The 24,601-nt window shown below is 65.6% G+C and carries 21 protein-coding genes; 17 read left to right on the top strand and 4 right to left on the bottom strand.

Annotated elements, in window-relative coordinates; all coding sequences use genetic code 11:
- Positions 1-14 precede the first annotated feature (14 nt).
- Together IDT60_RS18615 and IDT60_RS18610 are read right to left on the bottom strand one after the other, a co-directional pair.
- Positions 15-836 (bottom strand): methyltransferase domain-containing protein, encoded by an 822-nt coding sequence (locus IDT60_RS18615; RefSeq protein ID WP_191080190.1) that lies wholly within the window; start codon positions 834-836, stop codon positions 15-17.
- A 70-nt stretch (positions 837-906) separates the two neighbouring features.
- Positions 907-1,422 (bottom strand): MarR family winged helix-turn-helix transcriptional regulator, encoded by a 516-nt coding sequence (locus IDT60_RS18610; RefSeq protein ID WP_191080189.1) that lies wholly within the window; start codon positions 1,420-1,422, stop codon positions 907-909.
- A 207-nt stretch (positions 1,423-1,629) separates the two neighbouring features.
- On the opposite strand from IDT60_RS18610, the gene IDT60_RS18605 reads away from it, so the two are divergent.
- On the top strand, positions 1,630-3,831 hold the full coding sequence (locus IDT60_RS18605; protein WP_191080188.1) for an efflux RND transporter permease subunit: 2,202 nt from the start codon (positions 1,630-1,632) through the stop codon (positions 3,829-3,831).
- A 22-nt stretch (positions 3,832-3,853) separates the two neighbouring features.
- Here the strand turns inward: IDT60_RS18605 and IDT60_RS18600 are convergent, their stop codons facing one another.
- On the bottom strand, positions 3,854-4,783 hold the full coding sequence (locus IDT60_RS18600) for an NAD-dependent epimerase/dehydratase family protein (RefSeq protein WP_191080187.1): 930 nt from the start codon (positions 4,781-4,783) through the stop codon (positions 3,854-3,856).
- A gap of 126 nt (positions 4,784-4,909) precedes the next feature.
- Here IDT60_RS18600 and IDT60_RS18595 point away from each other — a divergent pair, with 126 nt between their 5' ends.
- The 14 genes from IDT60_RS18595 to betT all read left to right on the top strand — a co-directional run bounded on the left by IDT60_RS18595 (position 4,910) and on the right by betT (position 20,493).
- Positions 4,910-5,647, top strand: a complete 738-nt coding sequence (locus IDT60_RS18595; RefSeq protein ID WP_191080186.1) for a TetR/AcrR family transcriptional regulator — start codon at positions 4,910-4,912, stop codon at positions 5,645-5,647.
- Positions 5,648-5,774: 127 nt separating this feature from the next.
- The gene (locus IDT60_RS18590; protein WP_164204339.1) at positions 5,775-6,020 is read left to right on the top strand and encodes a hypothetical protein; all 246 of its coding nucleotides are present in this window, start codon (positions 5,775-5,777) and stop codon (positions 6,018-6,020) included.
- A 256-nt stretch (positions 6,021-6,276) separates the two neighbouring features.
- Positions 6,277-8,139 carry a molecular chaperone DnaK gene (gene dnaK, locus IDT60_RS18585; RefSeq protein ID WP_191080185.1) on the top strand — a complete coding sequence of 621 codons (1,863 nt, stop codon included), beginning with the start codon at positions 6,277-6,279 and terminating at the stop codon, positions 8,137-8,139.
- A 2-nt stretch (positions 8,140-8,141) separates the two neighbouring features.
- Entirely contained in the window at positions 8,142-8,834 is a 693-nt protein-coding gene (locus IDT60_RS18580; RefSeq protein WP_191080184.1) for a nucleotide exchange factor GrpE, read from the top strand.
- A 167-nt stretch (positions 8,835-9,001) separates the two neighbouring features.
- Positions 9,002-9,973, top strand: a complete 972-nt coding sequence (locus IDT60_RS18575) for a DnaJ C-terminal domain-containing protein (RefSeq protein WP_191080183.1) — start codon at positions 9,002-9,004, stop codon at positions 9,971-9,973.
- A 15-nt stretch (positions 9,974-9,988) separates the two neighbouring features.
- Positions 9,989-10,414: a heat shock protein transcriptional repressor HspR gene (locus IDT60_RS18570; RefSeq protein WP_164204345.1), complete on the top strand. Its 426-nt coding sequence runs from the start codon at positions 9,989-9,991 to the stop codon at positions 10,412-10,414.
- Positions 10,415-10,542: 128 nt separating this feature from the next.
- Positions 10,543-10,920 carry a hypothetical protein gene (locus tag IDT60_RS18565; protein WP_223883806.1) on the top strand — a complete coding sequence of 126 codons (378 nt, stop codon included), beginning with the start codon at positions 10,543-10,545 and terminating at the stop codon, positions 10,918-10,920.
- 282 nt (positions 10,921-11,202) lie between these two features.
- On the top strand, positions 11,203-12,468 hold the full coding sequence (gene urtA / locus IDT60_RS18560) for an urea ABC transporter substrate-binding protein (RefSeq protein WP_191080182.1): 1,266 nt from the start codon (positions 11,203-11,205) through the stop codon (positions 12,466-12,468).
- Between the two features lie 36 nt (positions 12,469-12,504).
- Positions 12,505-13,389, top strand: a complete 885-nt coding sequence (gene urtB, locus IDT60_RS18555) for an urea ABC transporter permease subunit UrtB (RefSeq protein ID WP_191080181.1) — start codon at positions 12,505-12,507, stop codon at positions 13,387-13,389.
- Positions 13,386-14,558, top strand: coding sequence for an urea ABC transporter permease subunit UrtC (gene urtC / locus IDT60_RS18550; RefSeq protein ID WP_191080180.1), 1,173 nt, complete (start codon positions 13,386-13,388; stop codon positions 14,556-14,558). The genes urtB and urtC overlap by 4 nt, the downstream gene beginning before the upstream one ends.
- Positions 14,555-15,358, top strand: a complete 804-nt coding sequence (urtD, locus tag IDT60_RS18545) for an urea ABC transporter ATP-binding protein UrtD (protein ID WP_191080179.1) — start codon at positions 14,555-14,557, stop codon at positions 15,356-15,358. The genes urtC and urtD overlap by 4 nt, the downstream gene beginning before the upstream one ends.
- Entirely contained in the window at positions 15,358-16,050 is a 693-nt protein-coding gene (gene urtE, locus IDT60_RS18540) for an urea ABC transporter ATP-binding subunit UrtE (RefSeq protein ID WP_191080178.1), read from the top strand. Before urtD ends, urtE begins: the two co-directional genes overlap by 1 nt.
- Positions 16,051-16,159: 109 nt before the next feature.
- Entirely contained in the window at positions 16,160-18,058 is a 1,899-nt protein-coding gene (locus tag IDT60_RS18535) for an FAD-binding monooxygenase (protein ID WP_191080177.1), read from the top strand.
- 173 nt (positions 18,059-18,231) lie between these two features.
- The gene (gene betT / locus IDT60_RS18530) at positions 18,232-20,493 is read left to right on the top strand and encodes a choline BCCT transporter BetT (RefSeq protein ID WP_191080176.1); all 2,262 of its coding nucleotides are present in this window, start codon (positions 18,232-18,234) and stop codon (positions 20,491-20,493) included.
- Positions 20,494-20,567: 74 nt separating this feature from the next.
- On the opposite strand, the gene IDT60_RS18525 is transcribed toward betT, so the two are convergent.
- Complete coding sequence (locus IDT60_RS18525; protein ID WP_164204362.1) at positions 20,568-21,425, bottom strand: prephenate dehydratase; 858 nt, start codon at positions 21,423-21,425, stop codon at positions 20,568-20,570.
- Between the two features lie 192 nt (positions 21,426-21,617).
- Here IDT60_RS18525 and gdhA point away from each other — a divergent pair, with 192 nt between their 5' ends.
- Together gdhA and glnT are read left to right on the top strand one after the other, a co-directional pair.
- A complete protein-coding gene (gene gdhA, locus IDT60_RS18520; RefSeq protein ID WP_191080175.1) occupies positions 21,618-22,955 on the top strand; it encodes an NADP-specific glutamate dehydrogenase in 1,338 nt (445 codons plus the stop codon).
- 170 nt (positions 22,956-23,125) lie between these two features.
- Positions 23,126-24,580: a type III glutamate--ammonia ligase gene (gene glnT, locus IDT60_RS18515; RefSeq protein ID WP_223883805.1), complete on the top strand. Its 1,455-nt coding sequence runs from the start codon at positions 23,126-23,128 to the stop codon at positions 24,578-24,580.
- The last annotated feature ends 21 nt before the right edge of the window (positions 24,581-24,601 follow it).

Raw genomic sequence — 24,601 nt, 5'->3', positions numbered from 1 at the left:
ATGGCGGGCGCAGGTCAGGCCCGCGCGATGACCTCGCCGTTCGGGATCAGGAACCAGCCGTCGTCGGTGGATCCCCACCGGTGCCAGCCCGCGGAGATCCGCGCCAGGTCCGCGGCGTTGGCAAAGCCGTACTCCAGCGCCTGCTCCGCGAAGGCCGAATGCAGCACCCGCTCGCCCCAGACGCGGGCCTGCCATCGCCGCTGCTGTCCGGTGGCGTAGAGCCAGTTGCTGCTGGTGGGTGCGACGTCCGTGAAACCTGCGGACTGGGCCCAGGAGACCAGGCGGCGGCCGGCGTCGGGTTCGGCCCCGTTGCGCCGGGCGATCCGCTGGTAAAGGTCCATCCATTCGTCCAGCTCAGGAAAGGACGGATACCAGCTCATGCCATGGAAATCGGCGTCGCGCACGGCCACAATGCCGCCCGGCTTGGCCACCCGCCGCATCTCCCGCAGTGCCTCCACCGGGTCGGTCAGGTGCTGCAGGACCTGGTGGGCGTGGACCACATCGAACGTTTCGTCGTCGAAGTCGAGGTCATAAATGTTGCCGGCTACGAACTCTGCGTTGGCCACCCCCCGTTCAGCGGCGAGCGCCGTGGCTTGGGCGATGATGTCCGGCGACCTGTCCAGGCCCGTGACCTTGCCCGGCGCCACCAGCCCCGCGAAATCGCACGTGATGCTTCCTGGCCCGCAGCCGACGTCGAGCACGGATGTTCCCGGTGTCAGGTGCGGGATGACAAATGCTGCGGAGTTCTCCGCGGTCCTGGAAGCGTGGGCGCGGACCACCGATTCGTGGTGGCCGTGCGTGTACACATCGTCGTCTTCGGGCTGCTGCGCACTCATAGACAAACGCTACCGCCGCGGTAGCGCGAATGGGAGGAGCCGGCGTCGTGCGTTCGGGGGCGGGGGGTGCTCAGGCGGGTGGGCCGGGGGAGGAGGGGCCGCCGTCGGATGCTTCCTGGCGGGCGGCGATGGTGGCTTCCACCATGGCCGTCATAAAACGGGTGACCAGATCCAGCTCCTCGGGCGAGAATTCAGCCATGGCCGCGCCCATGTGGCGCGAGAGCGGCATGAACATGGCCCCGCCGTCCTGGAACGCCTTGGGCGTCATGCGGAGCTGGACCTGCCGCCGGTCCGAGCCGTGGCGTTCGCGGGTCACATGGCCCGAGCTGTCCAGCCGGTCAATGAGGGCGGTGGTGGCCGGCGAGCTGAGGTGCAGTTCCTTGCGGAGGACGCCGGGGGTGACAACAAGGCCTTTGGCAGTGTGGCGCATGATGACGGCGAGCGCGTTCAGGTCCGTACGGTGCATGTCCTTCCGGCTGCCGGCGGTATCGACATAGCGGTTGGCCTCGAGGCTGAAGTCCTGCAGCAACCGCACCAACGACTGGGGTGCAGAGTCAGGCGGGCGCTGGAACGCTTCGTCCGTCATATTCCGCCTCCTTCGCTCTCGTGTGGATCCTCCAGCCCCCATAAATTATGGGCTGATCCTCGCTGCTGCCCTGACGGATATTACTGCAGCACACCCGTCCCGGCGCCCTTCGCCAGATAATTGCTCGATAGGCACTTATCTCTATCATGGAGATAGTCTATTATTGAAGCAATTCTACCGCTCCCGCCCCGAACCCCCGAAGGAATCATGAAAACCAGTCCCCAACACAGCGCGCGGGTTCCGTTCTGGCTGCGCTGGCTCCTTCCCGTGCTGCTGGTGCTGACGTGGCTGGCGATCGCCGGCGTCGGCGGACCCACGTTCGGCCGGCTCGACGAGGTCTCGTCGAACGACCAGGCCTCCTTCCTCCCCGCCAGCGCAGAAGCCACGGCGGCGCAGGACTGGCAGGCGAAATTCCGGGACTCCAACGAAGTCCCGGCCGTCATCGTCATCGAGAATGCCGAAAAATTCACGCCGGCGCAGCTGGGCGAGGCCGCTGCGCTCAAAGCCGAGCTTGAAGGACTGGGGCTCGGCAGCGCCGTGATCGGACCCATCCCGTCCGAGGACGGGATGGCGGTCCAGTTCATCGCCCCCATCGATTCGTCCGGCGAGGTCAAGGAGGCCGTCAAGGAACTGCGCGACACCGTCGCCGAAGCCGCCCCTGACGGCATGCAGACCTTCGTTACGGGACCGGCCGGCCTGGCCGCCGACCTGACCAGCGCCTTCGCCGGGATTGACGGCATTCTTCTGCTCGTGGCCCTGGGCGCCGTCTTTGTGATCCTCCTGATTGTGTACCGCTCCCTGCTCCTGCCCATCGCCGTGCTGCTGACGTCAGTGTTTGCGCTGTGTGCCGCCATCCTGCTCGTGTTCGGGATGGCCAAACTCGGCTGGATTCAGCTGAACGGCCAGAGCCAGGGCATCCTGTCCATCCTGGTGATCGGCGCCGCCACGGACTATGCGCTGCTGTACGTTGCGCGGTTCCGCGAGGCCCTGACCCACACCCGCAACCGGACTGAAGCTGTGCTGACTGCCTGGAAGACGTCCGTGGAGCCGATCGTGGCCTCCGGCGCCACGGTCATCATCGCCCTGCTGTGCCTGCTTTTCTCCGACCTGAACTCCAACAAGGGCCTGGGTCCTGTGGCTGCCGCCGGTATCCTGTGCTCGCTGTTCGCCGCCCTCACACTGCTGCCCGCCCTGATGGCGCTCCTGGGCCGGGCCGCCTTCTGGCCGTTCCGCCCCAAGCTGGTCCCGGAAGATCAGCGGGAACCCAAACTTGTCACCGGCCTGGAAAGGCAGAAGGGCATCTGGCGTGCCACCGGCTCGCTGGTCTCCCGCCGTCCGCGCACCGTGTGGATCGCTTCCGTCCTCCTGCTGCTGGTCGCCTCGACAGGCATCCTGCAGCTCAAAGCCAACGGCGTCCCGCAGACCGACGTCATCCTCACCGCCTCCAACGCCGTGGACGGCCAGGACGCGCTGGCGCGGCATTTCGACGCCGGCAGCGGCAGCCCCGCCGTCGTGGTTGCGGACGAAAACAAAGCTGACGCGGTGCTCGCGGAGGTCAAAGCGGCCGACGGCGTGGGAGACGCTTACCTCCTGGCTGCGGGGAGTGTACCTATCACCGGCGCCCCCGGAACTCCCGGCGACCCCGATGTCCGCGAGGGCAAGGTGCTGATTAATGCCACGCTCAACTACGCGGCGGATTCCATCGAGGCCGAGGACGTCGTCAAGGCCTTGCGTGCGGATTTGAAGACGGTGGACGCCAGCGCACTCGTAGGTGGTGTGACCGCCACGGCCCTGGATACCAACACCACGGCCCAGCGCGACCTGGTGATCATCATCCCGGTGGTTCTTGTGGTGATCCTCTTTATCCTGATGCTGTTGCTGCGTTCGGTGCTGGCGCCGGTCCTGCTGGTTCTCTCCGTGGTGCTGTCCTACGGCGCAGCCATGGGCGTCTCGGCTCTGGTCTTCAACAACCTGCTGGGTTTCCCCGGCGCAGACGCTACGGTGCCGCTGTTCGGGTTCGTCTTCCTGGTGGCCCTGGGCGTGGACTACAACATCTTCCTGATGAGCCGGGTCCGCGAAGAATCGCTGAAGCACGGGACCCGGCCGGGGATCCTGCGCGGGCTGGGCGTGACCGGCGGAGTGATCACCTCTGCCGGTGTGGTGCTGGCCGCCACCTTTGCCGCACTCGGCATTATCCCCATCATGTTCCTGGTGCAGCTGGCGTTCATCGTGGCCTTCGGCGTGCTGCTGGATACGGTCCTGGTGCGATCGCTGCTGGTCCCCGCCCTGGCCTACGACATCGGCCCGCGCATCTGGTGGCCCAGCAAGCTGGGGCGGCCGGAGCTTGATAGTGCCGCGCAGCGCGCCGACGAGCCGGAGCTTGAAGCGGAGGGTGCCGGGCTACGGTAGGGCGGCTGGGCGACAGGGCGGCTCAGCCCTGCGTCCGCCACCAGGCGACAGTGTCCGAAGCCGCCTCTGCCAGAGGCGTGGGGTGCAGGCCGAGGGCGGCCTGGCTGGCCGCGGAATCCATCACGAACGGCCTGTCGAACTGGTACAGCGTTTCAGCAAGCTCCCTGAGGTCCTTCGAAACGATACCCATGGCCCGGAGCGCCCAGCCCGGGATCGCCCCCAACTTGGGTGCGGCCACTCCACCGGCCTCGGTAAAGGCGGTTGCCAGCTGCCGCTGCGTCACTGCCGGACCGGTGGGCGCGTGCCAAACCTTGTTCCACAACGACGGCGTCTGCGCGGCGTGGATCATCGCAGCCGCCAGATCCGGGACATAGGTGAACGAGTGGGGCTGGTCGGCGCTGCCGATGACCCACACCTTCTTTCCGGCCAGGATGGGCAAAACCATGCGCTCGCCGCCATGTGAGTTGCGGACCCGTGGGCCGAAGAAATCGCCGGCCGCCACGCTGGCGGTATTGGTGGGTGAGGCGTCCCGGGCGCGGAGCAGTTCGGTGCGGACGCCGCGCTTGCCGCCCTGTGCAGTCCGAGGTCCCGCCTCGGTCATGGGGCGGTCCGGCTCGCTGTAGGAGTAGAGGCTTTCGGGGAAGACGACGACGGCGCCCGCCTCGCCGGCCGCGGCCAGCACCGTTTGCTCGGCCCGGGGCAGTTCCGCCCGCCATGCGTCCGCCGTGTACGAGGAGCCGTGGATGCAGTGGAAAACGGCGGTTGCGCCGCTGAACGCGTCCCGCACTCGGTTGGGGTCCTGGACGTCGGCAGTCAGGCGATCCACGAGGGGATGCTCCGGACCGCTGCCCGAGCGGGTGAGGATCCGGACGCGTTTACCTTGCCCGGCAAGCTGCTCTGCCACCGTCCAGCCAACGGGACCTGCCCCGGTGATAACAAATAGTTCGTCCATCTTCGTCCCTTCTCACGGCTGATATGAGAGCACTGATCTCTAACATCGTGCGCCCCCCGATGGTGCGCTGTCAAGAGCGGTGCTCTCGATTGTTGACACTGCTCTGGCCTATGCGATGCTGGGTTCATGAGTGAGGCTGCCGCGAAGACAAAAACCATCCCGCGCACCCCCCGCGAACGTGCCCGTGCGCAAACCATTTCGGACATCGTTCGGCTGGGCAGGGAGCACCTGGCAACCCACGGCGCCGCTGCCTTGTCGCTCCGTGCCGTGGCGAGGGACTTGGGTGTGGTGTCCTCCGCCGTCTACCGCTACGTGGCCAACCGCGACGAGCTCCTCACACTCCTGGTGGTGGACGCCTACAGCGAACTGGGCGACGCGGTGGACGTGGCTGTCAGTGCCGGGCCTGACGCTGACTTTGCCGGGCGGTTCCACGCGCTTGGCCAGGCGGTCCGGGGATGGGCGCTGCGCGAGCCTGCGCGCTATGGCCTGCTGTTCGGCAGTCCGGTTCCCGGGTATCGGGCGCCCGCAGATCGGACCGAAGCGCCCGGCACGCGGGTGATCTACAGCCTCGTGGGGATCCTTGACGCAGCGTTCCGCGCCGGCGAGCTGAAGGCACCGCACGCGGGTGCCGCCGTCGTACCCCCTGCACTGTCAGCTGATTTCGAAGCGATCCGCACGGGACTTGGGCTCGCTGCACCTGACGGTGTGATCGCCAACGGTTTACTCGTGTGGACCTCGCTGTTCGGTGCCGTCAGCTTCGAGGTGTTCGGCCAGTACGGCCCCGACACGTTCAGTGCCCGCGAAGAACTCTTTGAGCACCACCTGGCCGTCCTTGCGGGCATTGCAGGCTTCGGCAGGAGCTGAGTCCGCCCCTGGCGCGCCACACCGCGCACGCTTCTGGCCGGCCTCCGGCCCCTGTTTCGCGCGGCCCATGCTGGGTACACTCCAAGTGCGCCCAGGTGGACGCGGAACCTCGAAGGAGAGACCAGTCATGACTGAGAACACCGCACGTGACGAAGAGCCCCGCAAGGCCAGCAGCGCCCCTGGCCTGGAGGGTGAGGGCGGCCAGTATGTGGAAGGCGATTACGGTGATGCCGGCGTAGTGGGCGGCGCCGAGGAGTTGATCGAGGAGGGCGAGTACCCGGAAGGCAACTACGGCGACGCCGGCACGCTCGGAGCAGCCCGCGGAGCGGAGACCGCCCGTGAGGTTGAGGAAGACGAGGATAGGAAGTCCTAGCAGCGGCTCCCAGCCCCCTTATTGAGTCATTCGGCAGCCCGTTCACGCACAGCGAACGGGCTGCTGCTGCATTAATACGCCATTCGCAGGCCCGGATTTCCGGGGATTTTCCGGACATAACCGTGATCAGTAATCCAAAGTTGAGCGTATGCCGCTCAACTTTGGATTGACACGGCCCGAGCCCGGAGTAAAGTTGAGTGCAGAACGCTCAATGAGTGGGCGCCAGCAAGTTTCCAAGGAAAGAAGGAAGCAACACATGTCACGTGCAGTAGGTATCGACCTCGGAACCACCAACTCCGTCGTCTCTGTTCTCGAAGGTGGCGAGCCCACCGTTATTGCCAACGCCGAGGGTGGCCGCACCACGCCGTCCGTCGTTGCGTTCTCCAAGTCCGGCGAAGTCCTTGTGGGCGAGATCGCCAAGCGCCAGGCCGTCAATAACATCGACCGCACCATCGCCTCCGTCAAGCGCCACATGGGCACCGACTGGTCCGTCGCGATCGATGACAAGAAGTACACCGCGCAGGAAATCTCCGCCCGTGTGCTGATGAAGCTGAAGAACGACGCCGAGTCCTACCTCGGCGAAAAGGTCACCGACGCCGTGATCACCGTTCCGGCCTACTTCAACGATGCCGAGCGCCAGGCCACCAAGGAAGCCGGCGAAATCGCGGGCCTCAACGTCCTGCGCATCGTCAACGAGCCCACTGCCGCAGCACTCGCCTACGGCCTGGACAAGGGCAAGGAAGACGAACTCATCCTGGTCTTCGACCTCGGCGGCGGCACGTTCGACGTCTCCCTGCTCGAAGTGGGCAAGGACGAAGACAACTTCTCCACCATCCAGGTCCGCGCCACCGCCGGTGACAACCGCCTCGGCGGCGACGACTGGGACCAGCGCGTCGTGGACTACCTGCTGAACCAGCTCAAGGTCAAGGGCATCGACCTCTCCAAGGACAAGATCGCCCTCCAGCGCCTCCGCGAAGCCGCTGAGCAGGCGAAGAAGGAACTGTCCTCCTCCACCAGCACCAACGTCTCCCTCCAGTACCTCTCCGTCACCCCCGACGGCCCGGTGCACCTGGACGAGCAGCTGACCCGTGCCAAGTTCCAGGACCTCACCAAGGACCTGCTCGAGCGCACCAAGAAGCCGTTCCACGACGTCATCAAGGAAGCCGGCATCAAGCTCTCCGAGATCGACCACATCGTGCTCGTCGGCGGTTCCACCCGTATGCCCGCAGTCTACGAACTCGTCAAGGAACTGGCCGGCGGCAAGGAGCCCAACAAGGGCGTCAACCCGGATGAGGTCGTCGCAGTGGGCGCCGCACTCCAGGCCGGTGTCCTGAAGGGCGAACGCAAGGACGTCCTGCTGATCGACGTCACCCCGCTGTCCCTCGGCATCGAAACCAAGGGCGGTGTGATGACGCACCTGATCGAGCGCAACACGGCCATCCCCACCAAGCGGTCCGAAACCTTCACCACCGCGGATGACAACCAGCCGTCCGTGGCCATCCAGGTCTTCCAGGGCGAGCGCGAGTTCACCCGCGACAACAAGCCGCTGGGCACGTTCGAGCTGACCGGCATCGCGCCGGCCCCGCGCGGCGTCCCGCAGGTTGAGGTCACCTTCGACATCGACGCCAACGGCATCGTGCACGTCTCCGCGAAGGACAAGGGCACCGGCAAGGAACAGTCCATGACCATCACCGGCGGAACTGCGCTCTCCAAGGAAGACATTGACCGCATGGTCAAGGACGCCGAGGAGCACGCAGCCGAGGACAAGGCCCGCCGCGAGGCCACCGACACCCGCAACACGGCCGAGCAGCTCGCCTACTCCGTGGACAAGCTCATCGCCGACAACGCCGACAAGCTGCCTGAAGAGGTCAAGACCGAGGTCCAGGCCGACGTCGACGCCCTCAAGAAGGCACTCGAAGGCACCGATGACGCAGCTGTGAAGACCGCTTTCGAGAAGCTGCAGGCTTCCCAGGGCAAGCTCGGCGAGGCCATCTACGCCCAGGCCGGTTCCCCGGACGGTGCCACCGGCGCTGCAGGCGGCGAGAAGGCTGGTTCTGCCTCGGGCGATGAGGACATCGTTGACGCCGAGATCATCGACGAAGACGAAGCGAAGAAGTAGCCATGCCGCATCACGGTAACGAGGAAGAGCGCAACTCATCCGCCAGCCGGGAAGCCGAGGAGCGTCAGGCCGGCGGCCACCAGGAACCGGTCATCCGGGACAACCGCAAGGTTGACCCGGTGACCGGGGCGGCCAGGCACCCCGAAGGTGAGCACCACGCTGAGGCGTCCCCGCTGGCAGGTTCGGAGGATTCCGACGGCGATGCACTGGCCCAGGCTGAGGAGATCCTCAACGGCATCGAGGTGCCGGCGGAGGAATCCGTGGCCCAGGGTGCAGGACACGAGGAGGCTGCCGAGCTGAAGAACGACCTCCTCCGCCTGCAGGCTGAGTACGTCAACTACCGCAAGCGCGTTGAACGCGACCGCGCCGTGGCAGGGGAGATGGCCGTCATCGGCGTCCTGAACTCCCTGCTTCCGGTACTGGACGACATCGACGCGGCCCGCCAGCACGGTGACCTGGCCGACGGTCCGTTCGCGGCCATCGCCACCAAGCTGGAAACCGCGCTGAAGACGTACGGCCTGGTCCGCATCGCCGACACCGGCGTGGAGTTCGATCCGAACATCCACGAGGCCCTGATCCAGCAGCCCGGCGAAGACATCGAGGTTGACACCGTCAGCCAGGTGCTCCGCTCCGGCTACAGGTCAGGCGATCGCGTCCTCCGCGCAGCACAGGTTATCGTCGCAGTCCCTGCGTAAGGTGAGATAACCACAAAGCTCGCAGCGGTACAGGGGCCCCGGGAGTGGCATCGGGCCTGCCGGAGCGTGGTGGCTTGGTCCGACAGGACCGAGCCACCACGCGTAGGGGCGGGGGCCCCTTTACCGCGGAGAGCTGTCAGTTAGAAGACTTTTGAAAGGAAACGCCATTGGCTAGCCAGGATTGGGTGGACAAGGACTTTTACGCGATCCTTGGTATCGCCAAGGACGCTTCCGACGCCGACATCAAGAAGGCGTACCGGAAACTTGCCCGCCAGCACCACCCGGACACCAACTCGGGTAACGCTGCGTCGGAGAAGAAGTTCAAGGACATCTCCGAGGCCTATTCGGTGCTCTCTGATCCGGACGAGCGCCAGCAGTACGACGCCATCCGGGCCATGGGCGGCGGGGCCAGGTTCGCGCCGGGCGGAGCCGCAGGCGGCAACGGCGGTTTCGAGGACATGTTCGGCGGTCTGTTTACCGGCAACGCCGGCCGTCACTCGGGCGGGTTCAGCACAGCCGGCGGCATTCCGCCCGAGTTCGCCGACCTGTTCGGCGGCGGCTTCGGCGGCCAGACCGGCTTCCAGCGCGGACCGCAGAAGGGCGCAGACCGCACAGCGACCACCAGCATCTCCTTCGCAGGGTCGATCCGCGGCACCACCATCGGTTTGCGCGAACCCAGCGGCGAAGTCATCGACGTCCGGGTTCCCGCAGGCATCAAGGACGGCCAGAAAGTACGCGTCCGCGGCAAGGGCCAGGCGTCCCCGGCCGGCAACGGCGACCTGGTCGTTTCCGTGTCCGTCAAGCCCCACGATTTTTACACGCGCGACGGCGACAACCTCCGCATCCACGTCCCGGTCACCTTCCCGGAAGCTGCTTTGGGCGCGGACATTGAGGTGCCCACCATCGACGGCGAAAAGGTTAAGGTCCGCGTTCCGGCCGGCACTCCGTCGGGCCGCACGCTCCGGGTCAAGGGCCGCGGTGTAAAGACCAGCAAGGCGACCGGCGATCTCCTGGTGACCATCGACGTCGCGGTTCCCAAGAACCTGAACAAAGAGGCCGAGGCGGCCGTCAAGGCGTTTGCCGAAGCCACCGCCGACGCCGATGTTCGACAGGGCCTGGCCGCCAAGGCCCGGCTCTAAGCAGCGGAGCAGACCGTGGACATCAGTGCTGACCAGCCGATCTTCGTGATCTCGGTGGCGGCTGAACTGGCGGACATGCATCCGCAGACACTCCGGCAGTACGACCGGCTGGGCATTGTCTCGCCCAGCCGGGCGCCGGGGAAGTCCCGCAGGTACTCGCAGCGCGACGTGAACATGCTGCGCCAGGTCCAGCGGCTCTCCCACGAGGGCGTCTCGCTTGAGGGCATCAAGCGCATCCTTGAGCTCGAGAACCAGGTGGCCGCACTCCAGCGCAGGGTGAGTGAGCTCACCGAGGAGATCGCGCGCCGTCGTGATCCCCTGGACTCCAGGATCTTCGCTGCCGGGGCCGCGGGCGATGTGGTGAGCCTTGCCCGCGGGCAGCGGCCCCGCGCACGGTCCCAGGCCGTTGTGGTGTGGCGCCCCAGGGCGTTGGGAACCTAGGTGCCGGAAAAATAGAGTACCCACTACTCGTGACGGGTCCGCCCGAAATGTCTTTAATGTAACTATTGCTGGTCTCACAGCACAGGTTCGTTCAAGCCTCTGGGGGGTTTAACGTGTTTGGTTCTTCTGTGGTTAATTTTGCCGGGTCCGGTGTCGGGCTGATCCTGCTTGCCATCGGCCAGACGCTGGTGGCGGCGTGTGCGTGTGCTGACATGGTGCGCGCGCTGTCGGTGCCGAGATCCCACCGGCGCTACCTGGCCAGCACCGTTTTCCGGACGCTTGCCATCCCGTCCATCATCGCCACCGGCGCGAGCGTGCTTATTGACGCAATGTCCTGGTCCTGGACCGACGTCGGTATGTCCATGTTTGTGATGGTGGCAATCATCTTCCGCCTCCACCATGGCAAGGACGAAGACAGCTGGTGGAAGGGCAAGGGCAAAAAACTCGCCCGTTGGGCCCGCCACCAGTTCAGTTCCGGGACAAGGGTGGCGCCGGCGGCAGGCTAACGCGCTTCGACCGCAGTATGTCCGGCGGTGCGGCCAAAGTTACGGTGCGGAATATTTCCCGCAGGTTTAACTTTCCGGCCGTGCCTGCCCGCTGTTTATTCCACACGTTTACGGTAAGCCCGGCCCCCGCCGGGGCCGAGGGCCCAATCCGAAACGGCCTCGAAACCAACCACGCAGCCTGCTGAAACAATTCGCTCTTACATTCATCGCAAGGGGTTACTTCTCAAAACCCCGGAGGCGAGCCGCTGACCAGTGCAGCGGCGGAGTGAGAAGCAGGTACACATGAGGGTTACGGTCACCAAACGCGCGTTCCTTCCCCTGGCGGCGGCCGCCATGGCCACGGTCCTGGCAGGCTGCGGCAGCCAGATTGCGGACCCGGCGTCGGCAGGCTCTACCGCCAGCAGCGGCACGTCCTGTGTCAACACCTCCGGCAGCAGCATCAAAGTGGGGTTCATCAACTCGCTGTCCGGCACCATGGCCATCAGTGAGAGCACGGTCTTCGACTCCCTGTCCCTTGCCGCCGAAGAGATCAACGCTTCCGGCGGCGTCCTGGGCAAACAGCTCGAAGTCATCAGTGAGGACGGCGCCAGCGAACCGACCAAGTTCGCGGAGCGTGCCGGGAAACTGATCCAGCAGGACTGTACCGCCGCGGTGTTCGGCGGGTGGACCTCCTCAAGCCGCAAGGCGATGCTCCCGGTGTTTGAGGCCAACGACGCACTGCTCTTCTACCCCGTGCAGTACGAGGGCCTGGAGTCCTCGAAGAACATCTTCTACACCGGTGCCACCACCAACCAGCAGATCATCCCCGCGCTGGACTACCTGGCGGAGCAGGGAACCAAGTCCCTCTTCCTGGTGGGCAGCGACTACGTCTTCCCGCGGACAGCCAACAAGATCATCCAGGCCTACGCCGCGGCCAAAGGCATCGAAATCCTCGGCGAAGAGTACGCCCCGTTGGGCTCGACGGAATTCTCCACCATCGTCAACAAGGTCCGGGACTCCAAAGCCGATGCAGTCTTCAACACACTTAACGGCGACAGCAACGTGGCATTCTTCCGCCAGTACAAGAGCGTTGGCCTGACAGCGGACAGCATGCCCGTGGTTTCGGTTTCCATCGCCGAAGAGGAAGTTCCCGGCGTCGGCCTGGACAACGTGCAGGGCCAACTGACGGCCTGGGACTACTACCAGACCCTGGATACGCCCGCCAACAAGAAGTTCGTCGCCGCGTTCAAGGCCAAATTCGGCGCCGACCGCGTCACCAGCGACCCCATGGAAGCTGCCTACACGTCGCTGTACCTGTGGAAAGCGATGGTGGAGAAGGCCGCCTCATTCGACGTGGACAAGGTGCAGGCCGCCGCGGACGGGGTTACCTTCGAAGCCCCTGAAGGCCTGGTCACGGTCAACGGGGACAACAACCACATCACCAAAACCCCCCGCATCGGCAAGATCAACGCCGACGGCCTGATCGACACCGTGTGGTCCTCGCCCGCGGCCGTTGAACCGGATCCGTTCCTTGCCACCTACGACTGGGCCAAGGACCTGGCCAAGTAACGGACCGCGGAAACATCGAGGGGAAGGCCTGCTGGAATGGAACTCCTGATAGGGCAGATGTTCGCCGGACTCAGCCTTGGCTCCGTGCTGCTCCTGGCGGCGCTGGGACTGTCGCTGACCTTTGGCCAGATGGGGGTCATCAACATGGCCCACGGGGAGTTCATGATGGCCGGGGCCTACACGGCCTTTGTGGTCCAGCAGGCCATCTCCGACGCCGGCGCATCGCTGCTGGTGTCCATTCCTGCAGGCTTCCTGGTGGGAGGTGTCCTGGGGCTGGTGCTCGAGGCGGTGCTGTTGCGCCGCATGTACCACCGGCCCCTGGATACCCTCCTGGTCACCTTCGGGGTGGCGCTGATCCTTCAGCAGGCCGCACGTGACATCTTCGGTGCACCCAGCGTGGACGTCCGGGCACCCGCGTGGCTGCAGGGGAACATCGAGCTGCTGGGCGCCCCCATCCCGCTGACCCGGCTCTTTATCCTGGGCCTTTCGCTGCTGTGCCTGGCCGGCCTGGTCCTTCTCCTGAAAGCCACCCCGCTAGGGCGCCGCATCCGGGCTGTTGTCCTGAACCGCGACCTCGCCGAAACGTCCGGGGTCTCCACCCGGCGCAGCGACCAGCTGACGTTCTTCATCGGTTCCGGCCTGGCCGGTATCGCCGGTGTCGCCGTCACCCTCATTGGCTCAACAAGCCCGTACCTGGGCACCAACTACATTGTGGACGCCTTCCTGGTGGTGGTGGCAGGAGGCATCGGCCAGATCAAGGGGGCCGTCATCGCCGCCTTTGCCCTGGGCGTGCTTCAGTCCGTCTTTGAATACTCGACGACGGCCAGCATCGGCAAAGTCCTGATCCTGATCGTGATTGTGGTGTTCCTGCAGCTTCGGCCGCAGGGCATTTTCAGCCTCATAACGAGGAGCCTGGCATGAAAACACTCTTGCGCGGCCCGGTGGGAACCGCAGCCGGATTCACCCTGGGGGCGGTCTTGCTCCTGGGCGTTGCCCCCGCGATCCTTCCGGCGTTCAACCTGGGCCTGCTGGGGAAGTTCCTCTGCTTTGCCATCGTGGCGGTGGGCATCGGCCTGGCCTGGGGACGCGGCGGCATGCTGACCCTGGGGCAGGGGGTGTTTTTCGGACTTGGCGCCTACATCATGGCCATGCACATGAAACTGGCCGACGCATCACTGTTCGGCGGTTCCGGAGTGCCGGACTTTATGTCGCTGTACGGCAGCGGGGAGGTGCCCGGCTGGTGGGAACCGTTCCGGAGCCCGGCGGTGACGCTCCTGGCCGTGGTCCTGGTTCCGGGGCTGGTGGCACTCGTGCTGGGCCTGGCGATCTTCAAGCGCCGCGTGAAAGGCGCCTATTTTGCGATCCTCAGCCAGGCCCTCGCGGCCGCCTTCGCTGTGTTCCTGATCGGCCAGCAGGCCACAACCGGCGGTTCCAACGGACTCAACGGCTTCCGGTCCTTCTTCGGGTTTGACCTGAAGGACCCGAACAACAAGCTCATGCTGTACATGATCGCGGCGGTGGTGCTCCTGCTCTCGCTCGCCGTTGCCCGGGAGCTGATGCACAGCCGGTTCGGCGAGTTGCTGGTTGCCGTGCGCGACCAGGAGGAACGCGTCCGGTTCCTGGGCTACGACCCGGCCACCGTCAAAACCGTCATTTACGTGGTGGCTGCTGTGCTGGCCGGCGTTGCCGGAGCGCTGTTCGTCCCGCTCGTCGGGATTATCTCGCCGGCGGATGTGGGTGTGATCCCCTCCATCGCGTTCCTGATCGGTGTCGCAATCGGAGGCCGCGCCACTCTGCTGGGACCGGTGGTGGGCGCCGTCTGCGTCGCCGCTGCCCAGTCCGGCCTGTCTTCCACTTTTCCGTCCTTCTGGGTCTACTTCCAGGGCCTGCTGTTTGTCCTGGTCATTGGCTTTATGCCGGGCGGGCTCGCGTCTTTGCCGGCCCTGGTCCGCAGGCGGCGCGAAGTCCCGCGTGGAGCGCAGCCCCCAGTCCCGGATCCGCCAGCGCCCGGGCCGGTTAAGCCGGACCCCGATGTGCCGAATCCTGCAGCTCACGGCAGGGCAACAGCGCCTGAGGAGGTCAGCAGATGAGCACACCCACGCTGCTCCCAGAGGGGGAGCCCCAGGCGGGCGGCCTGCGCCACGGCCGGCCCAAATACCTTGAAGTCCGCAACCTCTCGGTGTCCTTTGACGGGTTCCTCGCCGTGGACAACGTCAATCTTGATGTGATCCAGGGGGATCTGCGGTTCCTGATCGGGCCCAACGGTGCCGGGAAAACGACCGTGATCGACGCCATGACCGGCCTGGTGCCGGCAACGGGATCGGTGAACCACACAGGCACGGAAATCCTCGGCCGCAAGGTTCACCGGATCGCCAGGCTGGGTGTGGGGCGCACTTTCCAGACCGCGAGCGTGTTTGAGAACCTTTCCGTGCTCCAGAACCTCGACATCGCTGCCGGCTCGGGACGAGGCCCGCTGCAGATGCTGCGGCGCCGGAAGGCCGTGGAGCCGGCGGTGGAGGAGGCGCTGGAAATCATCGGCCTGGAAGGTGCGGCGGACAAGCAGGCGGGGATCCTGGCGCACGGGCAGAAGCAATGGCTGGAGATCGGCATGCTGCTGGTGCAGAATTCGGACGTCCTCCTGCTGGATGAACCGATCGCAGGGATGAGCCAGGACGAGCGCGCGGAGACAGGCGCACTGTTGCGCCGCATCGCGGCGAGCAGGATCACCCTGGTTATCGAGCACGACATGGACTTCGTCCGGGAGTTCGCCATGTCCGTCTCTGTCCTTGCAGCGGGCAAGGTCCTCAGTGAGGGAAGTGTTGCGCAGGTGCAGGCAGATCCGAAAGTGCAGGAGGTCTACCTCGGGACCTCTGGAACGGAAGGCCACTGATGCTGGAAATCGAAGACCTGCAGACCGGGTATGGCCGTACCCAGGTGATCTCCGGGGTGAACGTCACCGTCCCGGACGGTGCCGTTGTCTCTGTGCTGGGGCACAACGGTGCCGGCAAAACGACACTGCTGCGCGCCGTCGTCGGACTCCTCAAACCAACGGCCGGACGCATCACCCTGGACGGGGAGGACATCTCCGGCCTCCGCCCGCACCAGCGGGTGGCGCGGGGCATGGCCTATGTTCCGCAAGGCCAGCAATCGTTCGGGCAGCTTTCTGTGCTGGAGAACCTGCAGCTCATCGCGGACGGCCGCAGGAAAGGCGCCGAACGCGTGGCGGAGGCCCTCGACATGTTTCCCGCGCTCCGGCCGCTGCTGGCGCGGCGGGCCGGGCTGCTGTCCGGCGGCCAGCGGCAGCAGCTGGCGATCGCCCGCGCCTTGATCACCAGCCCGCGCCTGCTGATCCTGGATGAACCAACCGAAGGCATCCAGCCCAACATTGTGGCCGAGATCGAGGCGACAATCATCAACCTGTCCCGGCGCGACGGCATGAGCATCATCCTGGTGGAGCAGCACATCGGCTTCGCACTGCATGCTGCCGACAGCTACTACGTCCTCGCAGCAGGAAGGGTCTCCTCGTCAGGCGACGGCGGCGCCGCGTCGGCCGCCAGTGTGCGGCAGGCGATGCTCATCTGAGGGCGATTGGGGCCTGCGGCACTGTACAGTTCCGGCTCAACGCTCGATGCTGATATTCAGAGGGTGTTTGCCCTGCAGTGAGTCCGCACAACGAAGTGAGGAAATCCAAATGCAGTTCCACCACTACGGTTACGTATCCGGGGACCCAAGGGTCCTCCCGGCAGCCGGCGTTGGCCTTGACCGGCCCGAAGAACTTCCCGACGACGTGGATGTGCTCATCGTCGGAACGGGCCCGGCCAGCATGCTCACCGCCGCGCAGCTCTCCCGGTTCCCGGGCGTGACCACCCGCATCCTGGAGCGTCGGCCCGGGCGGCTGGTGATCGGCCAGGCCGACGGCATCCAGGCCAGGAGTGTTGAGACCTTCCAGGCCTTTGGCTTCGCCGAGCGCATCATCGCGGAGGCGTACAGAATCACGGAGATGGCCTTCTGGAAACCGGATCCCGCAGACCATACCCGGATCATCCGCGCCGCCCGGACCGAAGATGACCCGCACGGGATCAGCGAATTCCCCCACCTGATCGTCAACCAGGCGCGCGTGCTGGACTACTTTGCCGAGTACATGGCGAACGCCCCCACCCGCATGAAGCCCGATTACGGCTATGAGTTCGTAAATCTCACACGGGGCGACGGCGACCATCCCGTCACCGTGACGCTCCGCCATACCGCCGGTCCCAACGAGGGGCAGGAACGCGTTGTCCGCGCCAAGTACGTCGTGGGCGGGGACGGCGCCCGCAGCAAGGTGCGGGCAGCGATCGGCTGCACCCTCAAAGGAGACGAGGCCCACCATGCCTGGGGCGTTATGGACGTCCTGGCCGTGACGGACTTCCCCGACATCCGGACCAAATGCGCCATCCAGTCCGGTTCCGGCGGGAGCATCCTGCTCATCCCGCGCGAGGGCGGCCACCTGTTCCGGATGTACGTTGACCTGGGCGAGGTGAACGCAGAAGGCCACGCGGCGGTCCGCAGCACCACCATCGAGCAGATCATCCACAAGGCAAATGCCATCCTCCACCCGTACAGCCTGGACGTGCGCAACGTCGCATGGCACAGCGTGTACGAGGTGGCCCACCGCCTCACGGACCGGTTCGACGACGTCCTGCCGGAGGAGCGTGCCACCCGCACGCCCCGCGTGTTCATCATGGGCGACGCCTGCCACACGCACAGCGCCAAGGCCGGCCAAGGCATGAATGTCTCACTGCAGGACGGGTTCAACCTCGGCTGGAAACTTGGCCACGTGCTGGAGGGCCGGAGCCCGGCCACCCTGCTGTCCACCTACTCGGCGGAGCGCCAGGTCGTGGCAAAGAACCTCATCGACTTCGACAAGGTATGGTCCACGATGATGGCCAAGAAGCCGGAAGAATTTGAAAGTCCGTCCGAGCTGGAGGACTTCTATGTCCGCACTGCCGAGTTCCCGGCCGGGTTTATGACCCAGTACGAGCCGTCCATGCTCACCGCCGAGGCCACCCACCAGGAGCTTGCCACCGGGTTCACCATCGGGAAGCGCTTCAAGTCCGCGCCGGTGCGCCGGGTCGGGGACACCAATCCCGTGCACCTCGGCCATCACGCCACGGCAGACGGCCGCTGGCGGATCTACGTTTTCGCGGATCCGGCCGGTGCAGGTTCCCCGTCACCCACCACGGACCTGGCCGAGTGGCTCGCGAACTCGCCGGAATCACCGTTGGCCGCGACGCCGTCGGACGCTGACCTCGACGCCTGGTTCGACGTCAAAGTGATCTACCAGCAGGACTACACCCACGTGGACATCGGAGCCGTGCCCGCGGTGTTCAAACCGCACGTCGGGCCGTTCCGGCTGACCGACTATGAGAAGGTGTACGCCGCCGATCCGGCCGCCGACATCTTCGAACTGCGCGGCCTGGACCGGAACGGTGTTCTGGTGGTGGTCCGCCCGGACCAGTACGTCGCCAACGTGCTGCCGCTGACAGCGACGGCGGAGCTCGCCGCTTTCTTCGCACCCCTTCTGCCGGCCTTCCAGGGCAAGGGGACCTAACCCAACGCACACCTCCCCGGTCCCGATTTCCGGGCCTGTACTAGCATGGGAAGGCAGGTCGCACGACAGGGTGCACTTCTGTGCACCGCCTCCTCTCCGCTGGGACTGAGGCTGCTGGCGGCCTTTTTACGCTGCCGCCGGCCCAAGCTCGTCGCCCAATCGGAGGAGGATTTATGGCTGAAGAAGAAGGAAAATCGCGTCGCCCCGGAGACCAACCACCCCAGGCGCTGATTCCCCGCAGCCAGCTTGGCGGCACCGACAGGCGGCGCGGCGGGCCTGAAATCGAAAACCGCCCCCCGGTTTCCAGGCAGGAGCTCAGCCGCGGGCCCGCTGAACTCGTGGAGGAGCGCCAGCCCAAGGTCAACTGGCGTGTGTTCATCATCGCCTCCGTCATCATCATCGCGTTCTCAGTCTGGGCGATGCTGGTCCCGGCCAGTGCGCAGTCCACCATGAAGACCGTGGTGGCATGGATCGCAGAGAACCTCGGCTGGTTCTACGTCCTCACCGTCACCGTGGTCATCGGCTTTGTGCTGTGGGTTGCCCTGTCCAAGGAGGGTTCAGTCCGCCTCGGCCCGGACCATTCCCGTCCGCAGTACAAGCTCTTCACCTGGGTGGCCATGCTGTTTGCCGCCGGCGTGGGCATCGACATGCTCTTCTATTCCGTCACCGGACCCATCACCCAGTACATGATGCCGCCCGTGGGGGAAGGCCAGACGCCGGCCGCCGCCCAGGACGCCGTGGTGTGGACCATGTTCCACTACGGCATTGCCGGCTGGGCCATGTATGCGCTGCTCGGCATGGCCATGGGCTATTTCGCCTACCGGTGGGGCATGCCGCTCTCCATCCGGGCTGCCCTGTACCCGCTGCTGGGCAAGCGCGTCCGCGGCGGCATCGGCGACACGATCGACATTGTCACCCTGGTGGGCACCGTCTTCGGCGTGGCCACCTCCATGGGCATCGGCGTGGTGCTCCTGAACGTCGGCTTCTCCATCCTGTTCGGCCTGCCCGAGGGGCTGGCCCTGCAGATCGCCCTGGTGATTGTCGCCGTCGTGCTCACCATCGCGGCCTGCACCTCCGGCGTGGACAAGGGAATCCGCTGGATTTCCGAGCTGAACATCTGGAGTGCCGCGGCCCTGCTGCTGTACATCCTCGTGACCGGCCAGACCTCATTTTTGCTCAACTCGATGGTGGAAAACATCGGCCGGTTCGTCTTTACCCTGCCGGACCGCACGCTCCAGACCTTCGCCTACGAGGACGGCGGCTCCGAATGGATGGCCGGCTGGACCCTGTTCTTCTGGGCGTTCTGGCTGGCCTGGGGCCCGTTCGTGGGCCTATTCCTCGCGCGCATTTCCCGCGGCCGGACCCTGCGCGAGTTTGTCATCGCAGCGATCACCGCCCCGGTGCTCTGCGACTTCCTGATCGTGAGCATCTTCGGCAACAGCGCCATGCACGAGGTCCTGAACGGGAATTCGGAGTTCGCGCAACTGGCCATGGACAGCCCGCAGGAGGGTTGGTACGCCCTGCTGAATATGTTCCCCGGCGCCAGCTTCCTCATCGGCCTGGGCACCTTGTCCGGCATGCTGTTCTACCTCACCAGCGCCAACTCCGGCGCCATGGTGATGTCCAACTTCTCCTCCACCATCCCCGATCCGTCCCAGGACGGCGCCAAGTGGCTGCGCATTTTCTGGGCAGTTCTGACGGCAGTGCTCACCGTGGCGATGCTGGTGGCAGGCGGCGTGACCACCATGGAGTACGCCACCCTGATTTTCGCCCTCCCGGTAACGGTCATCGCGTGGCTGGTGATGGCGTCCTTCTCCAAGGCGCTGCGAATGGAACGGGCCGAGCGCGAGGGCCAGGTCCTGCGCAGGCAGTCGACGGCGGCGCACGGCGGCATGGTGCCGGACCGGACCTGGCGCCAGCGGCTGGCCGGAATGCGTTCCTACCCGTCCAAGAAACAGGTGGCCCAGTTTATGGAACGGGTTGTACAGCCGGCGCTGGCCGATGTGCTCAGGGAGTTCAGGAAACAGGGCTACGAGGCAACCCTGGATGTCCTCCCCAACGAGGAAGCCAACATTTCCAGCCACGCCCTGGTGGTGAGCATCCCCAACCACCGCGATTTCCACTACCAGGTGCAGGCTGTTGAAGCGCCGGTGCCCATGTTTGGCGGGCGCATGTCCCGCGAGACCGACGTGTATTACCGGGTGGAAGTGTTCGCGCAGACCGGCTCCGAGGGTTACGACCTGATGGGTGTGACACACCAGCAGATCATCGACGACGTCCTGGACCGCTATGAGGCCCACCTCGGGTTCCTGACTTACTCAACGGAGCACGATTACGCCTCGGTCCTCACGCCGCCGATGCCCACCGCCACGGGCTCCATCGCCGTCGTGAAAGCTGCCGGGGACGACGCCGCGGACACTGCACAAAAAGAGTGACGCGCCCGCCGGCGGGCCGGCGTCGCCCGGCCGCCCGGCGCCGGACGGCTCGGTGCCGGGCGGGCGTCGCGCGTTCAGCTGCTGAGCGCCCGCGCCGTCCGGTGGTCGGCTGCGGGGTAGACGCCCAGGATCCGGACTTCCGTCGTGAAGAAGTCCAGCTCCTCGAGGGCCAGCCGCAGCGGCAGGTCTTCGGGGTGGCCCTCAACGTCCACCATGAACATGGTGGCGGCGAACTCGTCGCCCACCATGTAGCTCTCCAGCCGTGTCATGTTCACGCCGTTGGTGGCAAAGCCGCCGAGTGCCTTGAACAGCGCGGACGGGACGTTCCGGACGCGGAATACAAAGCTGGTCACCGCCGGGCCGGGCAGCTCTTCTCGGGTTGGCAGTTCCTTTTCGCGGGCCAGGACCACAAACCGCGTGGTGTTGGACGGATCGTCCTCAACGCGCGAAGCCAGCACTTCGAGGCCGTAGATCTCGGCCGCGAGCGGAGGAGCGAGCGACAGTTTGGTGGGGTCGTTCCACTCGCGGACTTCCCGGGCGGAGCCGGCGGTGTCGCCGGCAATGACGGGCCGGAGCCCGGCGTCGCGGATCAGGCGGCGGCACTGGCCCAGGGCATGGATGTGACTGTGGACCTCGGTGGCCGCCTCGATGGTGGCCCCCGGGATGCCCAGCAGGTCGAAGTGGATGGGCAGGAAGAACTCGCCCACAATCTGCAGGTGCGACTGCGGCAGCAGGATGTGGATGTCCGCCACCCTGCCTGCAATCGAGTTCTCGATGGGGATCATTGCCAGCTCGGCCTCACCGCTGGAGACAAGCTCGAAGGCGTCCTCGAAGCTGGCGCACGGAACGCTCTCCATGCCGGGGAACATCTGCTGACACGCGATATTGGAGTTGGCGCCGGGCTCACCCTGGTACGCAATCTTTTGGGCCATGATCCGTATGGTTTCACGTCAGGTGCCCGCGCTCCCAACCGGCAGCGCCAGGTGAAGGGCAGGGCCGCAACCGCCGTTCCTTCGCCGGCGGCGTCAAATGGAGAATCTTAGGACCAGCGACACAAAAAGTTCAGCAGGAACAAACGTTGTTATCATTTCATGTTGAACATTTAACAAATTTGAGGAGACGGTGTGGACGCGCGGCTTGAAGCTATCCGGAATACGGTCCTGGCGCGAAACCCCGGCGAGGCTGAATTCCACCAGGCCGTGACCGAGGTTTTCGAGAGTCTGGGCCCCGTCCACGACAGGCACCCTGAGCTGATCGAAGCTGCCATCCTTGAGCGCCTGTGCGAGCCTGAGCGCCAGATCATCTTCCGGGTGCCGTGGACCGATGACTCCGGACGCGTGCAGATCAACAGGGGCTTCCGGGTGGAATTCAACTCCGCCCTCGGCCCCTACAAAGGCGGCCTGCGCTTCCACCCGTCGGTCTACCTCGGCATCGTGAAGTTCCTCGGTTTTGAGCAGATCTTCAAGAATGCCCTCACCGGCATGCCCATCGGTGGCGGCAAAGGCGGCTCCGATTTCGATCCCCGCGGCCGCAGCAACGCCGAAATCATGCGGTTCTGCCAGTCCTTCATGACTGAGCTGTACCGCCACATCGGCGAGTACACGGACGTGCCGGCCGGCGATATCGGCGTGGGCGGCCGCGAGATCGGCTACCTTTTCGGCCAGTACAAGCGCATTACCAACCGCTACGAATCCGGCGTCCTGACGGGCAAGGGAATCTCCTGGGGCGGCTCCCTGGTGCGTCCGGAAGCCACGGGCTACGGAACCGTCATCTTCACGCAGGAGATGCTGAAAACCCGCGGCATGTCCTTCGACGGCCAGCGCGTTGTGGTGTCCGGCTCCGGCAACGTGGCAATCAACGCCATCGCCAAGGCGCAGACCCTCGGCGCCAGTGTGGTGGCCTGCTCGGACTCCTCCGGCTACATCGTGGATGAGGCCGGCATCGACGTCGCGCTTTTGCGTGAGATCAAGGAAGTGGAGCGCGGACGCCTCAAGGATTACGCCCTCCGCCGTCCCGGCGTTTCCTACGTGGAAGCCGGGTCCGTGTGGGATGTCGACGCCAAGGTGGCGCTGCCCTGCGCCACGCAGAACGAGCTCGACGGCGATGCCGCCGCCCGCCTGGTCCGCAACGGCCTGGTGGCGGTCGGCGAGGGCGCGAACATGCCCTCCACCCGTGACGCCGTGTCCGTCTTCCAGGAGGCCGGGGTGCTCTTCGGCCCGGGCAAGGCAGCCAATGCCGGCGGCGTCGCCACGTCGGCGCTGGAAATGCAGCAGAACGCCAGCCGCGACTCGTGGACCTTTGAGCACACTGAGCAGCGCCTGACGGAAATCATGGTGGGCATCCACGACCGTTGCGCGTCCACCGCCGACGAATACGGCGAGCCCGGCAACTACGTGCTGGGCGCCAACATCGGCGGCTTCGTCAAGGTAGCTGACGCCATGCTTGCGCAGGGACTTATCTAGCACTACCGCTTCAGAGCGGCCACCGACCCCGGCAGGGGGTCGGTGGCCGCTGGCGTTTAAGCGGGAAATAAACAATTAACATTCCTGTCCGATGCCCGTAACGGCCTATGGATACTGTGGTGCAACAAGGTTTACTAGTATCTAACACCAAACAGGACAGGAATGTTTCGATGACAAGTGTCGCCACCCCTGCTGTATCCCGATCGCCGTTCACGCCGGCTCGCGGACCCGAGGGCCTGCCGACGCCGGTCCCGCTGCCCGTGAACGGAAGGATTTCCCTCTCAGACATTGCCCGCGCCCACGATGTCCGCTTCCTGCTGGCCACCTTTGTGGACATGACAGGCAAGCCCTGCGCCAAGCTCGTCCCGGTGGAAGCCGCCGATCAGTTGGAGTCCGGCGCCCTGGGCTTCGCCGGGTATGCGGCGGGGCTGATCGGGCAGAAGCCGCAGGACGCGGACCTGATCGCCGTGCCGGACGTCGCCTCCTTCACTCCGGTGCCCTTTATCAGGGAGGGCCTGGCCATCGTTCACTGCGACCCGCACGTCAACGGCAAGCCCTGGCCCTACGCGCCGCGCGTGATCCTGAAGAACACCCTGGCCCGGCTGGCCGCAGAGGGCATGCAGGCGAAGATCGGCGCCGAGGTGGAATACTTCCTGGTCAACAAGAACGACGACGGGACCCTACGTACCGCGGATGCGCGCGACGACTCGCCCCGCCCCTGCTACGACGCCCGCGGCGTCACCCGCATGTATGACCACCTCACCTCCATCTCCGAGGCGATGAATTCCCTCGGCTGGGGAAATTACGCCAACGACCACGAGGACGCCGCCGGCCAGTTCGAACAGAATTTCAACTACGCCGACGCACTGACCACGGCGGACCGGGTTGTCAGCCTTCGCTACATCCTCAACATCCTGGCAGAGCAGCGCGGCATGACCGCCACGTTCATGCCGAAGCCGTTCACGGACCGGACCGGCACCGGCCTGCACTTCCACCTGTCGCTGTGGTCCGGCGCCGAGGCGCTGTTCCCGGGTGATGACGGAACAGTGAACCCGGAAGGAGCGGTGAACCCGGATGAAGCAGGCGGCCGCGGACTTGGGCTGTCCGGGCTCGCCTATTCGTTCATCGGCGGCATCCTGGAACATGCGCCCGCGCTGCAGGCCTTCCTGGCGCCGACCGTGAATTCCTACAAGCGCTCGGGGGCAACCACCAGTTCCTCCGGCGCCACCTGGTCGCCGCGGAAGGCGTCCTTCGGCGGAAACGACCGTACCCACATGATCCGCGTCCCGGACAACAAGCGGATCGAACTCCGCTCGGGTGACGGCTCGGCCAACCCCTACCTCGCCATTGCCACCGCCATTGCGGCGGGCCTGGACGGTGTGCAGCGGGGTGTGGATCCGGGGCCGCCTTCCGGCCCGGGGGAGTCCAGGCCCGATGCCCACCTGCTGCCGGCCACCCTGCTCCACGCCGTCGAAGCGCTCCGCCGGGACCCGGTGATCCTGGCCAGCCTCAGCGGGGACCCGGAGATCGGCGGGTACTACGCGGATGCCAAGGAAGAAGAATTCCTGAGCTGGCACAACGAGGTCAGCGATTGGGAAATCCGGACGTACCTGACCTCGATCTGACCACCAAGGCTCTTTAGAACC

Source organism: Pseudarthrobacter sp. BIM B-2242 (assembly GCF_014764445.1).
Lineage (GTDB): Bacteria > Actinomycetota > Actinomycetes > Actinomycetales > Micrococcaceae > Arthrobacter > Arthrobacter luteus_A.
The sequence above is the reverse complement of the archived record's forward strand: the minus strand, read 5'-3'. Positions and strand labels throughout refer to the sequence as shown.